This is a genomic window from Cupriavidus gilardii (genome assembly GCF_017598945.1).
GTDB lineage: Bacteria > Pseudomonadota > Gammaproteobacteria > Burkholderiales > Burkholderiaceae > Cupriavidus > Cupriavidus gilardii_E.
Map to the genome: position 1 here is coordinate 1 of NZ_JAGFTW010000025.1, position 15,428 is coordinate 15,428.

At 68.5% G+C, this 15,428-nt stretch carries 11 protein-coding genes; 1 reads left to right on the forward strand and 10 read right to left on the reverse strand.

From position 1 onward, the window contains the following. From ntrC to J5T34_RS09460, 4 genes are all read right to left on the reverse strand, one after another. A partial coding sequence (gene ntrC, locus J5T34_RS09445; RefSeq protein WP_244258793.1) for a nitrogen regulation protein NR(I) occupies nt 1-1,279 on the reverse strand: 1,279 nt, incomplete at its 3' end. Nucleotides 1,280-1,390: 111 nt separating this feature from the next. Then, nucleotides 1,391-2,542, reverse strand: coding sequence for a nitrogen regulation protein NR(II) (gene glnL, locus J5T34_RS09450; protein WP_208579533.1), 1,152 nt, complete (start codon nt 2,540-2,542; stop codon nt 1,391-1,393). Nucleotides 2,543-2,559: 17 nt separating this feature from the next. Continuing rightward, the gene (locus tag J5T34_RS09455) at nt 2,560-3,156 is read right to left on the reverse strand and encodes a DUF4124 domain-containing protein (RefSeq protein WP_432207647.1); all 597 of its coding nucleotides are present in this window, start codon (nt 3,154-3,156) and stop codon (nt 2,560-2,562) included. A gap of 196 nt (nt 3,157-3,352) precedes the next feature. Next, the gene (locus J5T34_RS09460; RefSeq protein WP_174109154.1) at nt 3,353-4,768 is read right to left on the reverse strand and encodes a 3-hydroxylaminophenol mutase; all 1,416 of its coding nucleotides are present in this window, start codon (nt 4,766-4,768) and stop codon (nt 3,353-3,355) included. A gap of 521 nt (nt 4,769-5,289) precedes the next feature. Here J5T34_RS09460 and J5T34_RS09465 point away from each other — a divergent pair. Beyond that, nucleotides 5,290-5,754 carry a rhodanese-like domain-containing protein gene (locus J5T34_RS09465; protein ID WP_208579534.1) on the forward strand — a complete coding sequence of 155 codons (465 nt, stop codon included), beginning with the start codon at nt 5,290-5,292 and terminating at the stop codon, nt 5,752-5,754. A gap of 194 nt (nt 5,755-5,948) precedes the next feature. On the opposite strand, the gene J5T34_RS09470 is transcribed toward J5T34_RS09465, so the two are convergent. The 6 genes from J5T34_RS09470 to hrpA all read right to left on the reverse strand — a co-directional run bounded on the left by J5T34_RS09470 (nt 5,949) and on the right by hrpA (nt 15,086). Further along, nucleotides 5,949-6,773: a competence/damage-inducible protein A gene (locus J5T34_RS09470; protein ID WP_208579535.1), complete on the reverse strand. Its 825-nt coding sequence runs from the start codon at nt 6,771-6,773 to the stop codon at nt 5,949-5,951. A gap of 13 nt (nt 6,774-6,786) precedes the next feature. Continuing rightward, entirely contained in the window at nt 6,787-7,659 is an 873-nt protein-coding gene (locus J5T34_RS09475; protein ID WP_208579536.1) for an EI24 domain-containing protein, read from the reverse strand. Nucleotides 7,660-7,842: 183 nt separating this feature from the next. Beyond that, a complete protein-coding gene (locus J5T34_RS09480; RefSeq protein ID WP_208579537.1) occupies nt 7,843-8,817 on the reverse strand; it encodes a sterol desaturase family protein in 975 nt (324 codons plus the stop codon). Continuing rightward, the gene (locus tag J5T34_RS09485; protein ID WP_432207648.1) at nt 8,817-9,638 is read right to left on the reverse strand and encodes a polysaccharide deacetylase family protein; all 822 of its coding nucleotides are present in this window, start codon (nt 9,636-9,638) and stop codon (nt 8,817-8,819) included. Before J5T34_RS09485 ends, J5T34_RS09480 begins: the two co-directional genes overlap by 1 nt. 190 nt (nt 9,639-9,828) lie before the next feature. After that, on the reverse strand, nt 9,829-10,833 hold the full coding sequence (locus J5T34_RS09490; RefSeq protein ID WP_208579539.1) for a cytochrome D1 domain-containing protein: 1,005 nt from the start codon (nt 10,831-10,833) through the stop codon (nt 9,829-9,831). A gap of 200 nt (nt 10,834-11,033) precedes the next feature. After that, nucleotides 11,034-15,086 carry an ATP-dependent RNA helicase HrpA gene (gene hrpA / locus J5T34_RS09495; RefSeq protein ID WP_208579540.1) on the reverse strand — a complete coding sequence of 1,351 codons (4,053 nt, stop codon included), beginning with the start codon at nt 15,084-15,086 and terminating at the stop codon, nt 11,034-11,036. Nucleotides 15,087-15,428: the final 342 nt, after the last annotated feature.

Consider the following 15,428-nt stretch of genomic DNA (forward strand, 5'->3'; position numbering starts at 1 on the left):
CCATCCCCCCGGCCAATCCCCCGGCCGCCCCATGCAGCGCGTCGACCGGATCGCCGCCGCCCTGCGCTTCGCGCTCGACCGCGCGCGTGCTGCCGTAAGTCGCCATGCCGGCCTGCCCGTCCGGCGCGCCGCCGATCATTTCGCGCGGCAGGTCCTTGACCTCGATGGTCTGCGCCGGCGCCATCACCGTCAGCCAGTTGCACAGGTTTTCCAGCTGGCGCACGTTGCCCGGGAACGGCAGCGTGCTGACATAGGCCAGCGCCTCGTCGGTCATCCGCTTCGGTTCGACGCCGAGCTCCTTGGCGCTCTTCTGCAGGAAATGCCGCGCCAGCAGCGTGATGTCCTCGGGCCGTTCGCGCAGCGGCGGCAGCCGCAGCCGGATCACGTTCAGGCGGTGAAACAGATCCTCGCGGAACAGCCCTTCCTTGACGCGCGTTTCAAGATTCTGGTGGGTGGCCGCGATCACGCGCACATTGGCGCGCAGCGGGTTGTGGCCGCCGACCCGATAGAAGTTGCCGTCCGACAGCACGCGCAGCAGCCGCGTCTGCAGGTCGAACGGCATGTCGCCGATTTCGTCGAGGAACAGCGTGCCGCCCTCGGCCTGCTCGAAGCGGCCGCGGCGCATGGTCTGCGCGCCGGTAAAGGCGCCGCGCTCATGGCCGAACAGTTCGGACTCGAGCAGGTCCTTCGGAATCGCCGCGGTATTGAGCGCGATGAAGGGGCCGTTGGCGCGCGGGCTGTGCTTGTGCAGTGCGCGCGCGACCAGCTCCTTGCCGGTGCCCGACTCGCCGGTGATCAGCACCGTCACGTTCGACTGCGACAGCCGGCCGATCGCGCGGAACACGTCCTGCATCGCCGGCGCCTGGCCGAGGATTTCCGGCGCGTCCAGCAGGCGATCGTCCATCTCCTCCTCGCGCAGGCTTTCCTCCAGCGCGCGGCGGATCAGCTCGACCGCCTTGTCGACGTCGAAGGGCTTGGCCAGGTATTCGAAGGCGCCGCCCTGGAAGGCGGCGACCGCGCTGTCCAGATCCGAATACGCGGTCATCACGATCACCGGCAAACCCGGATGGCGGCCCTTGATCGCCTGCAGCAGATCGAGGCCCGAGCCGCCGGGCATGCGGATGTCCGAAATCAGGACCTGGGGCTCGTCGTCCTCCAGCGCCGACAGGACGTCGCGCACATTGGTAAAGCTGCGGGACAGCAGGCTTTCGCGGGCCAGGGCCTTTTCCAGGACCCAGCGAATAGATTGATCGTCGTCGACTATCCAGATCGGCTTCATGTGCGTCGCTTGTCTGCTCGGTGTTTCGGAGGTCCGCCTTCGCTGCGCTGTCCACCCGGTGCCCGGCACCCGGCATGGGGCGCCATGGGTCGTGAGCCTGTTTCGGGGCGTTCAGCGCAGCGGCAGCAGGATGCGGAAATCGGTACAGCCGGGCCGGCTCTCGCATTCGATCAGCCCCTCGTGCTGCTGCACGAAGGTCTGCGCCAGTGTCAGACCGAGCCCACTGCCGCCATCCCTGCCCGAAACCAGCGGGTAGAAGATGCGTTCGCGAATATCCTCGGGAATGCCCGGACCGTTGTCGATCACATGCAAGTCCAATGCCAGCTTGTACAGCCGCTTGGCGATCGTGACCTGGCGTGCGACCCGCGTGCGCAGCACGATCTGCGCATCGCCGCGCGCGATGCGCTCGGCCAGCGCCTGCGCGGCGTTATGGACAATGTTCAGCACGGCCTGGATCAGCTGCTCGATGTCGCCGGACAACTCGGGCAGGCTGGCGTCGTAGTCGCGCACGATCTCGAGGCCGTTGGGGAATTCGGCCAGCACCACCGAGCGCACGCGTTCGAGCACCTCGTGGATATTGAGCTCGCGCACGATATGCGGATGCCGGTGCGGCTCGAGCAGCCGGTCCACCAGCGTCTGCAGGCGATCCGATTCCTTGATGATGACCTGGGTGTATTCGCGCAGGCTGCGCTCGGGCAATTCGAATTCGAGCAGCTGCGCGGCGCCGCGGATGCCGCCCAGCGGGTTCTTGATCTCGTGGGCCAGATTGCGGATCAGCTCCTTGTTGGCCGAGGTCAGGTCGAGAATGCGTTCCTCGCGTTCGCTGCGGACCTTCTGCTCGTTGGGCAGCACTTCGACCAGCGCCGTGCCGGGGCTGGCGTCGATGCCGCCGATCACCACATGCGCGTGCATCGGCTCGCGCAGCGGCGGTTGCAGGACCACGTCCTGGCGCCGCGCATCGACCTGGCGCACCAGCACCGAATCGATCATCGCGTCCAGTTCGTCGGCGCGGCCGAACAGGGCGGACAGCGACAGTTCCAGCATCGACTTGCGCGAGAGGCCGAAGCTGGCCTCGGCGGCGGGGTTGGCGTAGACGATCCGCATGCCGGGCTGCACGACCAGCAGCACGGGGTTCGGCATCATGTCGAGCCCGGCGGCCAGCGCGGCCACCGCCGGCGACACCGGCGACGCGGTGCTCTCGTCGGCCGGCGCGCGGTCGGCGCCGCCGACCTTGCGGGAAACGCTGCGAATCAGGCGGCGCATCGATCGATCCTCAATCCTCAGTCCTTCAGGTTGGCCAGTTCGCGCCGCAGCGCGGCGGCGTTGGCCTCGCTGCGGGCGATGTCCTCGCGCAACGCGGCGGTGCGGTCCAGGTAGCGCTGGTAGTTGCGCTCGTCGCCCTGCCGCTCGGGCTGGCCCTCGTTGAATTGCGCGCGCAGCGCGGCCAGCTTGGCCTGCTCGCTGCGCAGCTCCTCCTCCAGCACGGCGCGGCGTTCGCCGTCGCGGCGGCGCTGCGTGGCCGCATCGATGCGCGGGAAGTTGGCCGCGGTGGCGCCTTCGATCGGCGCCGCACCGCCCGTCGCGCCACGGCCGGACTGCCGGGTCACCGGCACGCTGATCACGTCGGGCAGATCGAGCCGCTTGCAGCCCTTGCCGCCGTTGCCGTTGCGGTATTCGGGCACGCCTTTCGGGCCGCTGCAGACGTAGATTTCGGAGCCGTTTGCCGCGGACTGCCCCGCGGCCGGCGTCGCGCCCAGCGAAACGACGACCGCCGCGATGCCCAACAACAGGGCCGCACACGCACCGCTGCGGGTCGGCGGCGCCGGGTCGGCACCGATGCGGTGCGGCTGGCGGAACGAAGGCAGGGTCGCGGTCATGGACGGGCGTCGCATCGGAAGGAGTCGAGGTCGAGGAAGCCCAATTCTAGCGAGCCAAACAAAAAGGGACAGCCGAGGCCGCCCCTTCGTGGTGCAACAAGCGCTGCGCGCGAGCGCGGTACCGCCGCCCGGCGGTACCGCAAACGCGGCGGTGGTCGCCTCGGCGGGACCACCGCGCCCTTCTCGCCCGGTCTGCTTACAGCGAGTAGTACATCTCGAACTCGAGCGGATGGGTGGTCATGCGGAAGCGGGTCACTTCCTCCATCTTCAGCTCGATGTAGGCATCGATCATCGTGTTGCTGAACACGCCGCCGCGGGTCAGGAACTCGCGGTCCTTGTCGAGGTACTCGAGGGCCTGATCCAGGCTCGCGCACACGGTCGGGATCTTGGCATCCTCTTCCGGCGGCAGGTCGTACAGGTTCTTGTCCGCGGCCTCGCCCGGGTGGATCTTGTTCTGCACGCCGTCCAGGCCGGCCATCATCAGCGCGGCAAAGCCCAGGTACGGGTTCATCAGCGGATCCGGGAAGCGGGTCTCGATGCGGCGGCCCTTCGGGTTCGCCACGTACGGGATGCGGATCGAGGCCGAGCGGTTGCGGGCCGAGTAGGCCAGCTTGACCGGGGCTTCGAAGCCCGGCACCAGACGCTTGTACGAGTTGGTACCCGGGTTGGTGATCGCGTTCAGCGCACGGGCGTGCTTGATGATGCCGCCGATGTAGTACAGCGCGAACTCCGACAGGCCGGCGTAGCCGTTGCCCGCGAACAGGTTCTGGCCGTCCTTCCAGATCGACTGGTGCACGTGCATGCCGGAGCCGTTGTCGCCGACCACCGGCTTCGGCATGAAGGTCGCGGTCTTGCCGTAGGTGTGGGCGACGTTCTGGATCACGTACTTCTGCAGCTGCGTCCAGTCGGCGCGCTGCACCAGCGTGCTGAACTTGGTGCCGATCTCGTTCTGGCCCTGCCCGGCCACTTCGTGGTGGTGGACTTCGACGGGAATGCCCAGCGATTCCAGGATCAGACACATTTCCGAACGCATGTCCTGGAAGGTGTCGATCGGGGCGACCGGGAAGTAGCCGCCCTTCTTGCCCGGACGGTGGCCGCTGTTGCCGTGCTCGAACTCACGGGCCGACGACCACGGCGCTTCTTCCGAATGGATCTTGACGAAGCAGCCCTGCATGTCGATGTTCCAGGTCACGCCGTCGAAGATGAAGAACTCGGGCTCCGGACCGAAGTAGGCGGTGTCGCCCAGGCCGGTGCTCTTCAGATAGGCTTCGGCGCGCTTGGCGATCGAACGCGGGTCGCGGTCGTAGCCCTTGCCGTCCGACGGTTCGATCACGTCGCAGGTCAGCACCAGCGTCGGCTCTTCGTAGAACGGGTCGATATGGGCGGTGTTCGCATCCGGCATCAGCAGCATGTCCGACGCCTCGATTCCCTTCCAGCCAGCGATGGACGAGCCGTCGAAAGCATGGCCGCTCTCGAACTTGTCTTCACCGAAGTGCGAGGTCGGCACGGACACGTGCTGCTCCTTGCCCTTGGTGTCGGTGAAACGGAAGTCGACGAACTTGACGTCGTTTTCCTTCACCAGCTTCATCACATCTGCAACGCTCTGCGCCATGCCTATCTCCTGGTAATTCGGCTGAGTTCAGTTGGAGCCATTCACGTGCCGGCCGCCGGGGGCGCATCGCTGCTGCCTGCCGGCGGCGACCGGCCTTCAAAAGGACGAAGCATGTTAGCAGAAAGCATGCCAACGTCCGCACGGATTTGGCGCCGCAGTGGCGCCGACGTCGCGCTCTCTGCAGGCCGTTCCCGAAATCTGTGCATCGGCGCGGGCGGGCGCCCCGCACCGCGCTGGCGCAACGGTTTGCACGTGCGTCGGGCATGCCACCGCGCCGCTCGGCACGCGCGCGATCGGCAGCGGATCGCGCGAACCCAAACCCCAATCCGGTGCATCGACAACGCCAGATGCACCGTCATGGTGCCACCGGCACCATGCTGGCGCCAGCGTCGATTCGGCGCCGGGCTCGCGCTTCCACTGCTGCGGCCTGGCCGCGCCGGCGGAGTAGAATATCCCTCTTTGCTGAAGGCGTGGCCGCGATCGGCGTCACGCCCCACCCGAAACCCAACCTCCGCCCGGCAATGACCACCCGAGACGCGCTTCTGCAGGCCGCCAACGCGCGGCAACAACAGGACCAACTGCCCTACTACGGCGCACTGACGCCGCAGCAAGCCTACGATCTGCTGATGGCCGATCCCAACGCGGTGCTGGTCGACGTGCGCACCCAGGCGGAGCTGGACTGGGTCGGCGGCCCCGATGTGCCGCAGCGCCAGTCGCTGCACGTGGAATGGTCCGGCTATCCCGGCGGCGCGCAGAATCCGCGCTTCGTCGAGGAACTGAAGGCGAAGGTGCCGCAGGACGCGCCGGTGCTGTTCCTGTGCCGCAGCGCGGCCCGCTCGAAGCACGCGGCCCGGGTCGCCACCGAAGCCGGCTACCGCTACGCGATCGATGTGCTGGAAGGCTTCGAAGGCCCGCGCGACGAGCACCATCACCGCAAGACGATCGAGGGCTGGTGCGTGCGCGGGCTGCCGTGGCATGGGGCTTGAGGAAGCAAACTCTCACCACCTGGGTTCTCCCCTCTCCCGCCCCGCGGGAGAGGGGTCGGGGGAGAGGGCAACCGCGCTCGCCATCGCGACGCGCCCGGACATAGCCACCGCCCTGTCCTTCTCCCCCAGCCCCTCTCCCGCAAGCGGGAGAGGGGAGAAAACCACCGCATTTGCGGTGCGCCGCCGCAATGTCACTACCCCGCGCTGACCCCCGCCCCCGCGTTCTCCACCACCTCGAATCCCATCGCCCGCACGCCGTCGCGCAGCATGGCGTAGGCGTCCTCGACCAGCGCGGGCGCGCCCTTGACGCCCAGGTCGATATGCCGGCGCGCATACAGTTCGCCCCGCTGGGCGTCGCCGACCGACGGCAGGCTGAACACGCGCACGCCCGGAAAGGCGGTCTCGACCTGTTCCATCAGCGGCGTCAGCGTCGATTCCGGCGCCTCGAACACCAGGAAGGCCCGCTCGACATGCTGGACCTGATGGAACAGGTGCGAATACTCGTTGTCCAGCACCCACTCCATCATCGGCCACGCCATTACCGGGAAGCCCGGCATGAAATGGTGGTGGCCGACCGAGAAACCCGGGATCCGGTTGTAGTTGTTCGGGATGATGCGGGCGCCGCGCGGAAACTCGCCCATCTTGAAGCGATGCTGGTTCTCGGGCAGCGACAGGTCGCCCTTGACCGGATCGCCGGCCGCCGTTTCGGCGATGCGCTGCGCGATCAGCGTCCTGGCCTCGGGATGCAGCTCGAGCGGCACGCCCAGCGCCGCGGCCGCGCACTGGCGCGTGTGATCGTCGGGGGTGGCGCCGATGCCGCCGGTGCAGAACACCACGTCGGGGCCCGCCAGCGTACGGCGCAGCGTTGCGGTGATGCGCTCGCGCTCGTCGCCCACATATTCGGCCCATTGCAGCGCCAGGCCGCGCTCGGCCAGCAGCGCGATCGCGCGCCGCATGTGCTTGTCCTCGCGTCGTCCCGACAGAATCTCGTCGCCGATCACGATCAGACCGAAACCCATGATGTTCCTCGCTTCAGGATGATTCGATGCGGCGCACGTCCGACGGCGCCAGTTCAATCACGTCCGGCCCGGACGGCGGCGGCGCCACCGATTGCCGCTCGGCGCGCAGCTGCCCGAGCGCATGCAGGCAGTAGTGGCCGAACCACAGCGCCGAGAAGATGAAGATCAGCGCATAGAGCCACAGCGCGCCGGCCAGCACGAACGGAAACAGGAAGATGATCGCCGCCGACGAGACCCACAGCAGCGTCGGCGCCGAGCCCAGCAGGCCGACCACCACGCCGATGATCAGCAGCGGCATCCGGTGGCGCCGCATGATCGCCTTGCGCTCGTCGGCGCTGGCGTGGTCGGCCAGCGCGTCGTAGGTCATCACGCGATAGGTCAGCCAGCCCCACAGCAGCGGCGGGACCAGCGCGAAGAACGGCGGCACCAGCCACAGCGGCAGCGAGATCAGCACCAGCAGCAGAAATACCCCGGTGCTCGACAGCGAATGCCAGACGCTGCCCAGCACGCTGCCTCCTTTGCTCTTGGCCAGCTCCGGATAGCTGCGCTCGAGGAAACGCACCGCCGCCGGCACCGACCACAAGCCGATGAACAGCAGCAGCGAGGCCACCGCCAGCGGAATCGTCAGCGCGACCACGAACAGCGGCGCCACCACCGCGCGCAGCGACGACAGGCCGAACCAGTCCAGCGCGCCGTAGATCCAGCTGGTGAAGATCGAAGTTTCGAGGAAGCCGCGCGCGGCGGTCATCACCGGATCCCAGGTGAAATACAGCAGGCCGCCCCAGAACACGGTGGCCAGCACGAAGGGAATCACGGTCAGCGCCAGCATGCGCGGATGCAGCTGGCTGATCAGCGCGCGGACAAAGGAGCGGACGAGGTCGTTCATGCAACAGGAGAAGGTGGAAACGGATCGGCGTGGAAATGGGGCGGCGCAGGCCGCGCGCGGCGGCGGCGCGCCATGACGGCCGATTCAGGTGGGACAGACTAGCACACGTGCCCGTAACGCTTCGTGTCGGCGCGGCATGCCGACCGCTTCGGGATCGCCTGCGCGAGCGCCGCCGCGACGGCCTCAGGCGCGCCGGAACCAGCGCTTGATGCCGTACCACTGCTGCTGCAGCAGGCCGGCGCCGTAATCGCGCCCGCGCCCGGCCGGCGGCGGCAGTTGATCGCGGATGCCGGTGGCGTGATAGTCGTCGACGAAGCGCGCGGTGCCGAACAGCATGTCCCACCAGGGGAACAGCACGCCGTAGTTGCAGCCGCCCAGCCGCGCCGGCTGCCCGTGCGCCTCGTGCCCGATGCCGATCGCATGATGGGTCCGGTGAAAGCGCGGCGACACCAGCAGCCGTTCGCCGATGCGGCCGAAGTGCAGCCGCACGTTGGCATGCTGCAGGCTCTGCATCAGCTGCGACAGCGCCACCAGCAGCAGGAACTGCGACGGCTCGACGCCGATCGCCAGCGCGGTCACCGCGAACACCAGACTGCGCAGCAGATCGTCGAGCAGGTGGTTGCGGTTGTCGCTCCACAGCGTCATCTGGCGCTGGCTGTGGTGCACCGCATGCAGGCACCACCACCAGCGCACGGTATGCGACAGGCGGTGATACCAGTAGCCCAGCAGATCGAACAGCAGCAGATAGATCAGGAAGCTGACCAGCGGCTCGCTGGTGACCCCGGGCCACCAGTCCTCGACATTGATCCGTTGCCAGCCGGCCAGATGCAGGCGCCCTTCGATCGCGTCGACCACCGGATCGAGCGTGAAGAACAGCGCCAGCCGGAACAGGCCGAGCCGGTGGATCATCGTGTACAGCATGTCGGTGCGGATCGCGGCGCGATCGGTGACCGGCTCGACCGGACGCAGCCGCTCCAGCGGCCACAGCACCGCCACCATCACGGTCAGCTGCAGCAGGCCGATCACCAGCCATTCAGTGCCGGTAAAGGCGTCCTCGGCATAGCCGCCGAGGCCCAGCGCATAGACCACCGGCAGCACCACGTGCTGGAACAGCGCGCCCTCGAGATCGCCCAGCCAGGCGTCCAATGTCTGCAGCATCAGCTGGCCCCTCCCCTTGCCGGCGCCGCCGCCGGCTTCGCCTCGCGGTAGTCCGGATGCTCGCGCAGCGTGGCGAAGCAGAAGCCCTTGCGGCGCAGCCCCTCGATCAGCGGCTCTAGTACGGCCGGCGCCCACGGATCGCGGCGCGACCAGATGCCCAGATGCGCCATCGCGATATCGCCGTCGCGCAGGTCGCGCAGCGCCCGCGTCAGCAGCGCCGTGTTCGGATAGCGGTCGGAATCGAGCTCGTCGCCGAGGAAGCCGGCCTGCGCCCAGCCCACATGGCGATAGCCGCATTGGCGCGCCCAGGCCAGCGTCTGCGGCGCGGTGCGCCCGCCCGGGGCGCGCCACAGCGGGTCCATCTTGACACCGGCCAGGCGCTGCAGCGCCGCGGCGCTACGGTCCAGCTCGGCGCAGAACGCGGCCTGATCCATCGCGATGTCATGGCCGGCGTTCGGGCCGAACTGCGGCCGCATCACGACCTTGCCGCCGCGCGTGCTGCGCAGGTACACGTGGTCGAACGTATGCGAGCCGAACACATGGCCGTCGGCGGCCAGCGCCTTCCAGTACGGCGCCCAGCCCGGATCGAGCGAATGATCGCCGCGCACGGTCGGCTCGTTGGCCAGGAAGAAGGTCGCGCGCACGCGCTGGCGGCGCAGCACGTCGGCGATCAGCTGCGCCTGGCTCATGCTGCCGGTGTCGAAGGTCAGGTACAGGGTACCGGCACGGCAGTCGTCCGGGGCGGCATGGGCGGGCAGTGACAGGCCAAACAGCGCCAGCGTGGCGACAGTCGCCCGCCTCCACCACCAGCACCCGCGCACCGATCTCCCCTCTCCCACTTGTGGGAGAGGGGCCGGGGGAGAGGGCAAAGGCGGCCGCACTCGCGATACCGCGTCAGCCTGGCCAACGCCGCTTGCCCTCTCCCCCGCCCCTCTCCCGCTGGGCGGGAGAGGGGAGAAAACCTGCAGGGCCACACCGCGAAGCGAGCTACCAGCTTTCATACCGCCCCCGTCAATACAGCGGCGCGCGCGTGCGGAAGTAGATGCCATGCGGCGAGCGTCCGACGCGAATGGTCTTGACCAGCTTGCGGCTCGGCACATCGATCACGCCGACCGAACGGGCCCAGCGGAACGTGACCCACAGCGTCTTGCCGTCGGCGGCGAGCTCCATGTCGTCCGGCCCCGGCGGCAGGCCGGTGATGTCGCCGACCTTGGTCAGCGTCTGCTGGTCCAGGATGCTGATGGTGCCGGAGACGCGGTTGGTCAGCAGCAGATGGCGCTTGTCGCCGAGCGCGCGGAAGTTGTGCGCGCCCTTGCCGGTCTGGATCTGCTTGACCACCGCGCGGGTGCGCCAGTCGATCACGGCGACATAGTCGGCGCCGGTCATGCCGACCAGCAGATAGCGCTGGTCCGGCGTGACCCAGATGCCGGCCGGCGCCGAGCCGGCCTCCATGCGCCACAGCAGCGTCTGCGTCGGCAGGTCGATCGCCGCCACCTCGTTGGAGTCCTGCAGCGTCACGAAGGCGATGCGGCTGTCGGCGGTGAACGCGATATGGCTCGGCGTCCGGCCCAGCGGCAGTTGCTTCGCGGCCTTCAGCGCGCGCCCGTCCCAGCGGTACAGGTCGACGCGGTCGAGCCGGTTGCCGGTGACGACGAACCATTTCTGGTCCGGCGAAAAGCCGATGTGATACGGATCGTCGATGTCCGGCACCCGCTGCTGGACCCGCCCGCTGACCGGATCGAGGAACACCAGGTCGTTGCCGACCGCGTTGGCGACGATCAGCGAGCGGTCGTCGGGCGTGGCGATCAGGTGGTGGGGCTCTTTGCCGACCGGGAAGGTTTCCAGCACCTTCTGGCTGTCGCGGTCGATCAGCGTAACGCTGGCATCACCCGAATTGAGGACCACCACGACCTCGGCCCGGGCCGGCGCCGCGCCGAGGGCCGCCGCGACGGCCGCAGCCGCAGTGACAAGGGCCCAGGTCAAGCGGGCTGCAACGATACGGCGAAGGGCGGGCATAGGCGGACGAACAGAACGGTTGGCGGACCGTTCGGGACGGTCGGCGGAAAGGATACGAACAAGGAAACGGATCAGGCGGAAGGGCACGGCCGGAACGGACCGCTTGCCCCCGGATAATGCGACCGCCAAGGCCCACGCATTCTAACGTCGAGCCCCACCGTTTCGATGACCGGATGCGCCAAAATCGTGCGCCGGCCGCCCTACCGTTGCATCGACTCCCACACCTTCTGCAGACGCTTGACAGACATCGGCACTGGCGTTCGCAATTCCTGCGCGAACAGCGCGATGCGCAGTTCCTCCAGCATCCAGCGGAATTCCTCCAGCCGGGCGTCCTCGCCGCCCCTGCCCTGCACGCGGCGCTGCTTGTCGGCGCGCTGCCACTGCTGCAGCAGCGGCGCCATCTCCTGCTGCCGCTGCGTGTCCCGCGACGGATCGCCCTTGAGCTTGTCGATCCGCATCGCGATGCCCTTCAGATAGCGCGGGAAATGCACCAGCCTGTCGTAGGGGGTCTCGGCCAGAAAATGCTTGCCCATCAGCTGCGACAGCTGCGCCTGCATGTCGGCGTGCGCCGCGGCGAAGGGCTTGGCCTGCAGCAGCTTGCGCGGCAACGCCGCGTATTCGGCCAGGATGGTCCCCGCCAGCCGGGCAATCTCCTGCGCCAGCAGGCCCAGCCGCCCGCGGCCTTCCTCCTTGCGCGCGGAGAATTCCGCCTCGTTGCGCGGCAGCGGCGCCTGCATGCAGGCGCGCTCCAGCGCCAGCATCACGATCTGGTCGCGCAGCATGTCCTGGGTGCCCAGCGTCATGTACTGCATCGCCATCTGCGACAGCCCCGGGATGTTCTTCTGCACGAACTTGACCTGCTCGCGCAGCTGCAGCGCGAACAGCCGCCGCAGTCCGGCGTGGTGCAGCCGCTCGGCCTCCTGCGGGTCGTCGAACACCTCGACGTCGCAGTGGGTGTCGCGGTCGACCAGCGCCGGGTAGCCGAACAGCGTGCGGTTGCCCTTGCGGATCTCCAGCAGCTCGGGCAGCTCGCCGAAGGTCCAGCCGGTCAGCCCTTCGTATTGCCCGGCCTCGGCGACCGGCGCCTCGCGCGCGACCAGGCTCTGGAACGACTGCTGGGCCTGCCCGCCCAGTTCGGCGCGCAGCTGGGCCAGGTTGCGGCCCATGTCGAGCTGGCGGCCGTGCTCGTCGACCACCTTGAAGTTCATGAAGTGGTGGGCCGGCAGCGTCTCCAGCTTGAAGTCCGCGCGCCGGATCATCGTGCCGGTCTGCTCGCGGATATCGGCGATCAGCACGTCGATCAGCTCGCCCTCGGCGAACGGCCGGCGCTCGACGAAGCCCGCCGCATAGTCGGGCAGCGGCACGCAATGGCGGCGCAGCTTCTGCGGCAGCGACTTGAGCAGCAGGTGCACCTTCTCCTTGATCATGCCCGGCACCAGCCAGTCGGCGCGCTCGGGCCGGATCTGGTTCAGCGCGTACAGCGGCACCGTCAGCGTGACGCCGTCGCGGTGGCTGCCGGGCTCGAAGTGGTAGCTCAAACCCATGTCGACGCCGGCGACGTTCAGCGTCTTCGGGAACAGGTCGGTGGTGATGCCAGCCGCCTCGTGCCGCATCAGCTCTTCGCGGTTCAGGTACAGCAGCTTGCGATCGCGCGCGCTCTCCTTCTGGTACCACTGCTCGAACTGCGTCTGCTGATGGATGTCGGCCGGGATATGGCGGTCGTAGAAGGCGTAGATCAGCTCGTCGTCGACCAGCACGTCCTGCCGGCGCGCCTTGTGCTCGAGGTTCTCGATCTCGCGCACCAGGCGCTGGTTGTGCGCGTAGAACGGCAGCCGCGTATCGAACTCGCCCTCGACCAGCGCGCGGCGGATAAACAGTTCGCGCGCCTCCTGCGGATTCATCGGGCCGTAGTGCACGCGCCGGTGCTGGTAGACCGTCAGCCCGTACAGCGTGGCGCGCTCCATCGCCAGCACCTGGCCGGCCTTCTTCTCCCAGTGCGGATCGCTCCAGCTGACCTTCAGCAGATGGCGGCCGACCTGCTCCAGCCAGTCCGGCTCGATGCGCGCCAGCGTGCGGGCGAACAGCCGGCTGGTCTCGACCAGTTCGGCGGCGACCAGCCAGCGGCCCATCTTGCGCGCCACCAGCGAGCCGGGCCACAGATGGAACTTGATGCCGCGCGCGCCCAGATATTCGCGGCCACGGCCGTCGGCCTCGTCCAGCTTCTGGCCGATATTGCCCAGCAGGCCGGTCAGCAGCGCCTTGTGGACCTGCTCGTAGGTCGGCTCGCTGTCGTTCAGCTTCCAGCCCTGCTCGGCGACCGTGGTCAGCAGCTGCGAATGGACGTCGCGCCATTCGCGCAGCCGCAGGTGCGACAGGAAATTCGCGCGGCACTGGTCCTGCAGCTGGCGGTTGCTTTTCTTGTGCGCGACCGCGTCCTCGAACCACTTCCACAGCTTGACCCAGCCGAGGAATTCCGAGCGTTCGTCCATGAACTTGCGGTGCGCCTGGTCGGCGGCCTCCTGCGCCTCCTGCGGACGGTCGCGCGGGTCCTGCACCGACAGCGCGCTGGCGATGATCAGCACCTCGCGCAGGCAATGCTGGTCGCGCGCGGCGAGGATCATCCGGGCCACGCGCGGGTCCAGCGGGAGACGCGCCAGCTGCTTGCCGAGCGGGGTCAGCGCGTTGCCCTCGTCGACCGCGCCGAGCTCCTGCAGCAGCTGGTAGCCGTCGGCGATCGCGCGGCCCAGCGGCGGCTCGATGAAGGGGAAGGATTCGATCGCGCCCAGGCGCAGCGCCTTCATCCGCAGAATCACCGCGGCCAGGGACGAGCGCAGGATCTCGGGATCGGTAAAGCGCGGGCGCGCGGCGAAATCGGCCTCGTCGTACAGGCGGATGCAGACGCCGTCGGCGACGCGGCCGCAGCGGCCGGCGCGCTGGTTGGCGGCGGCCTGCGAGATCGGCTCGATCTGCAACTGCTCGACCTTGTTGCGGTACGAATAGCGTTTGACCCGCGCCAGCCCGGTGTCGACGACATAGCGGATGCCGGGCACCGTCAGCGAGGTCTCGGCGACGTTGGTGGCCAGCACGATCCGGCGCGCGTTGGAGGGCTTGAACACGCGCTCCTGCTCCTGCACCGACAGCCGCGCGAACAGCGGCAGGATTTCGGTGTGCGGCGGATGGTGCTTGCGCAGCGCCTCGGCGGCCTCGCGGATCTCGCGCTCGCCGGGCAGGAACACCAGCACGTCGCCGGGGCCGAGCCGGCTCAGCTCGTCGACCGCGTCGACGATGCCGTCGTAGAGATCGCGTTCGCGCGCCTGCGCCGATCGGGCCGGACCATCGCCGGCCGGTTTGCCCTTGTCGGTCCGCTGGTTCGGGCCGCCGTCGTCGGCGATCGGCCGATAGCGGATCTCGACCGGATACAGCCGGCCGCTGACCTCGATCACCGGCGCGGGCTTGCCGCCGCTGCCAAAATGCTCGGCGAAACGCTGCGCATCGATCGTCGCCGAAGTGATGATCACCTTCAGGTCGGGGCGGCGCGGCAGGATCTCCTTCAGATAGCCCAGCAGGAAATCGATGTTGAGGCTGCGCTCGTGCGCCTCGTCGATGATGATGGTGTCGTAGGCGCGCAGCAGCGGATCGGTCTGCGTCTCGGCCAGCAGGATGCCGTCGGTCATCAGCTTGATCGACGCGCCGGGCGACATGGTGTCGTTGAAGCGCACCTGGTAGCCGACGTGCTCGCCGACCGGCGAGCCCAGTTCCTGCGCGATGCGCTTGGCGGTCGAGGTCGCCGCGATGCGGCGCGGCTGGGTGTGGCCGATCAGGCCGCCCTGGCGCCGGGGCTGGCCGTCATGGCCGTCCTCCGTGGCCTCGTCGGCGCGGGCCGGTCCACGGCCGATCGACAGGCAGATCTTCGGCAGCTGGGTGGTCTTGCCCGAGCCGGTCTCGCCCGACACGATCACGACCTGATGGTGCTGGATCGCGCGCGCGATCTCGTCGCGCCGTGCCGAGACGGGCAGCGCCTCGGGAAAGGTGATCGGCGGCAGCGGATTGGCGAGCACGGACCGGCGCGGGGGCCGGCGGCCGGGTTGGCCTTCGGAGCGGCGGTCGGACGGGCGTTCGGGCTTGCCTTCGGTCTGGCCCTGGGACGGGGCCTGCGGCTGGGCTTGCGAAGGACCCTGGGACTGGCGTGCGGACTGCGGTCGGGACGGCCTGCGGCGCGGGGCAGCGGGTGGGACGGGGCGTTGTTCGGACATGGGCGGGGATTATAATCCGCGCAATGAACGCAAGAACCGCCACGACCCGTACTGCCGGCGCGCCCAGCGACGCCGCCGGCGATCCCCTGCCCGACCCTGCCGTCGGCGCTGATGCGCCTGCCGCGACCGTGGCTGTTCCTCCCACCACCCCCGCGGCGCCGAGCGTGCCGCGGGCCGGTCTCCTATACACATACGACGCTGCCGACGAAGAGGAGAGGGTAGAGGCTGAGCGTGTGCGGGGTAGGTTATACCAAAAATACAAAGATCACAATGCACCACAGTTACAGCTGTGTCTCTTTCATACCGCTGTCGCTTATACACCTCTACCGCTACCTCTGTCGC

Excerpts from the sequence above, each read along its gene's own strand:
- J5T34_RS09460 (WP_174109154.1), bottom strand. The coding sequence starts at position 4,768 with ATGGCGCAGAGCGTTGCAGATGTGATGAAGCTGGTGAAGGAAAACGAC.
- J5T34_RS09480 (WP_208579537.1), bottom strand. The coding sequence starts at position 8,817 with ATGCTGCAGACATTGGACGCCTGGCTGGGCGATCTCGAGGGCGCGCTG.
- J5T34_RS09470 (WP_208579535.1), bottom strand. The coding sequence starts at position 6,773 with ATGGGTTTCGGTCTGATCGTGATCGGCGACGAGATTCTGTCGGGACGA.
- glnL (WP_208579533.1), bottom strand. The coding sequence starts at position 2,542 with ATGCGCCGCCTGATTCGCAGCGTTTCCCGCAAGGTCGGCGGCGCCGAC.
- J5T34_RS09465 (WP_208579534.1), top strand. The coding sequence starts at position 5,290 with ATGACCACCCGAGACGCGCTTCTGCAGGCCGCCAACGCGCGGCAACAA.
- hrpA (WP_208579540.1), bottom strand. The coding sequence starts at position 15,086 with ATGTCCGAACAACGCCCCGTCCCACCCGCTGCCCCGCGCCGCAGGCCG.
- J5T34_RS09455 (WP_432207647.1), bottom strand. The coding sequence starts at position 3,156 with ATGACCGCGACCCTGCCTTCGTTCCGCCAGCCGCACCGCATCGGTGCC.
- J5T34_RS09490 (WP_208579539.1), bottom strand. The coding sequence starts at position 10,833 with ATGCCCGCCCTTCGCCGTATCGTTGCAGCCCGCTTGACCTGGGCCCTT.
- J5T34_RS09475 (WP_208579536.1), bottom strand. The coding sequence starts at position 7,659 with ATGAACGACCTCGTCCGCTCCTTTGTCCGCGCGCTGATCAGCCAGCTG.